Origin of the sequence: Streptomyces sp. CNQ085 (assembly GCF_022614595.1) — a bacterium.
Lineage (GTDB): Bacteria > Actinomycetota > Actinomycetes > Streptomycetales > Streptomycetaceae > Streptomyces.
Map to the genome: position 1 here is coordinate 3968 of NZ_JAJFAU010000197.1, position 3043 is coordinate 7010.

Genomic DNA, 3043 nt, shown 5'->3' on the forward strand with positions numbered 1-3043 from the left:
CCCCCCCCCCCCCCCCCCGGTCGGCGGCGGCCTCGGCGATGGCCGCCACCTGCATGGTGAACAGGCCGGGGATGACCAGGCCCAGGCGCACACCGCGCAGGCCCAGCATCGGGTTCTGCTCGTGCAGCCGGCGGACGGCCCGCAACAGGCGCCGGTCGTCGCCGTCGCCCTCGCCGCGGGCCTCGGCGAGAGCGACCCGCACCGACAGTTCGGTGAGGTCGGGCAGGAACTCGTGGAGCGGCGGGTCCAGCAGCCGCACCGTCACCGGCAGGCCGTCCATGGCTTCGAACAGCTCGGTGAAGTCGCCCCTCTGCAGCGGCAGCAGCGCGGCCAGCGCGGCCTCGCGCTCCTCGCCGGTCTCGGCCAGGACCAGGCGCTCGACCAGTTCGCGGCGCTCGCCGAGGAACATGTGCTCGGTGCGGCACAGACCGATGCCCTGGGCGCCGAAGCGGCGGGCGCGGGCGGCGTCCTCGGCGTTGTCGGCGTTGGCCCGCACCCGCAGGCGGCGCTCGCCGTCGGCCAGGGTCATGATCCGGTGCACGGCGCGGACCAGTTCACCGGCCTGCGCGTCGGGCCGGGTGCGGCCCTCGAAGTACTCCACGACCGGGGAGGGCACCACGGGCACCTCGCCGCGGTAGACGCTGCCGGTGGAACCGTCGATGGAGATGACGTCGCCCTCGGCCACGACCAGGCCGCCGGGGGCGGTCATACGGCGCTGCTCGAGGTCGACCCGGAGCTCCTCGGCTCCGCAGACACAGGTCTTGCCCATGCCGCGGGCGACGACGGCGGCGTGCGAGGTCTTGCCGCCGCGGGAGGTGAGGATGCCCTCGGCCGCGATCATGCCGCCGAGGTCGTCGGGGTTGGTCTCGCGGCGCACCAGGATGACCTTCTCGCCGGCGCGGGCGCGGGCCACGGCGGTGGCGGAGTCGAAGACGGCCGCGCCCACGGCGGCGCCGGGCGAGGCGGCGACGCCCCGGCCGATCCGCTCGGCAGCGCCGTCGCGGGTCCGGCTCCCGTCGAAGCGCGGGAACATCAGCTGGGCGAGCTGGGCCCCGTTGACGCGGCGCAGCGCCTCGGCCTCGTCGATCAGGCCCTGGTCGGCGAGCTGGGTGGCGATGCGGAAGGCCGCGGCGGCGGTGCGCTTGCCCACCCGGGTCTGGAGCATCCACAGCCTGCCGCGCTCGATGGTGAACTCGATGTCGCACAGGTCCCGGTAGTGGTTCTCCAGGGTCTCCATGATCCGCATGAGCTCGTCGTAGGACTTCTTGTCGATCGTCTCCAGCTCCGCCAGCGGCACGGTGTTGCGGATGCCGGCGACGACGTCCTCGCCCTGGGCGTTGGCGAGGTAGTCGCCGTAGACGCCCTGCTGGCCGGTGGCCGGGTCGCGGGTGAAGGCGACGCCGGTGCCGGAGTCGGGGCCGAGGTTGCCGAAGACCATCGAGCAGACGTTGACGGCCGTTCCCAGGTCGTGGGGTATGCGCTCCTGGCGGCGGTAGAGCTTGGCGCGCTCGCCGTTCCAGGAGTCGAAGACCGCGCGGATGGCGAGGTCCATCTGCTCGCGCGGGTCCTGCGGGAAGTCGCGGCCGGTCCGCTCCGAGACGATGCCCTTGAACTCCTCGACGAGGCTCTTGAGGTCGCCTGCGTCCAGGTCGATGTCGGTGGAGGCGTTCCGGGCCCGCTTGGCCTCCTCCAGCGCCTCCTCGAACAGATCGCCGTCGACGCCGAGGACGGTCTTGCCGAACATCTGGATCAGGCGTCGGTAGGAGTCCCAGGCGAAACGTTCGTCCCCTGACTGGGCGGCGAGTCCGGCCACGGAGGCATCGGACAGTCCGATGTTCAGGACGGTGTCCATCATCCCCGGCATGGAGAACCTGGCGCCGGAGCGGACGGACACCAGCAGGGGGTCGTCCGCCTGGCCGAGCCGCTTGCCCATCTCCTCCTCGAGGGTGCCGAGGTGTTCGCTCACCTCGTCGCGGAGGGCCGGCGGCTCGGAGGCGGAGTCGAGGTAGACCTTGCACGCCTCGGTGGTGATGGTGAACCCGGGAGGGACCGGGAGGCCGAGGTTGGTCATCTCCGCGAGGTTGGCTCCCTTGCCTCCGAGGAGGTCCTTGAGATCCCTGTTGCCCTCGGTGAAGTCGTAGACGAACTTCTGGGTTACGTGAGGCTCTTGGTTTTCCGGCAAGAGAATCGCGCTCCTCGCTGGATCCCCTCGGCGGAGGCCGGGGGAGGGTTGCCCTGACGGCGGGGAGCGTACCCAGATCGAAGGATTTCGAGTACGGCCACCAGCAGTCCATGGGGGCGTAACCGCTCATCCGCCGATGGATCGAAAGTAAAGGCTTGTTCAAGTGCGGTGGATCGCTTCATTCAATATTCGAAGCGGGGACTACGTTCGGTTGCGCTGAACGGGCCTCTTCGCAACCCGGAGCGACCGGGGCGGCGGACGGGTGAACGAAAGAGAGGTGGCACCGAGTGCCACTCCTTGAAGAAGCGCAGAGCCGTTCTAATTGCTCATATGAGCGCCACTCTTATCAGAGTGGCGAGCATCACCCTTCTAACGGGCCCGCCGTCTCAATCATTGGACACATACGGGAGCCGAACCGCTCGAACGAGCGCCCTCTGGCCACGCTCGGCCCACCCCTTACTCGCCCCGGCCTCACCGCCCCATGGCAGCCAGCCGGGCGTCGGCCCGCTCCGGCGCGTACAGGTGCTCCACGACCATCGCCCCCGCCCCCACCAGACCCGCCCGCTCCCCCAGCAGGGAGGTGGCCACGGTCAGATGAGCGGTGCTGCGCGGCATCGCCCGCTGGTAGAGCAGCTCGCGCACCCCGGTGGCGAACGGGGTGCCGGCCAGGTCTCCCGCGATCACCAGCACTCCGGGGTTGAGCACCGTGACGACGGTGACCAGCACCTCCCCCACCCGGCGCCCCGCCTCCCGGGCCAGCCGCACCGCGTCGGGCTGCCCGGCGGCCAGCAGCTCGCGCACCCCGGTGCCGGAGGCGGCCGGGATGCCGGAGCCGGTGAGCCGCGCCGCCAGCGCCCGGCC

Annotated in this window: 1 protein-coding gene and 1 pseudogene; both read right to left on the reverse strand. The window is 71.3% G+C overall.

The window, feature by feature from the left end; genetic code table 11:
- A pseudogene (ppdK, locus tag LJ221_RS22415) lies at nucleotides 1–2182 on the reverse strand (pyruvate, phosphate dikinase); the annotation flags it as partial.
- Between the two features lie 471 nt (nucleotides 2183–2653).
- A partial coding sequence (locus LJ221_RS22420; RefSeq protein WP_241718529.1) for an ROK family protein occupies nucleotides 2654–3043 on the reverse strand: 390 nt, incomplete at its 5' end.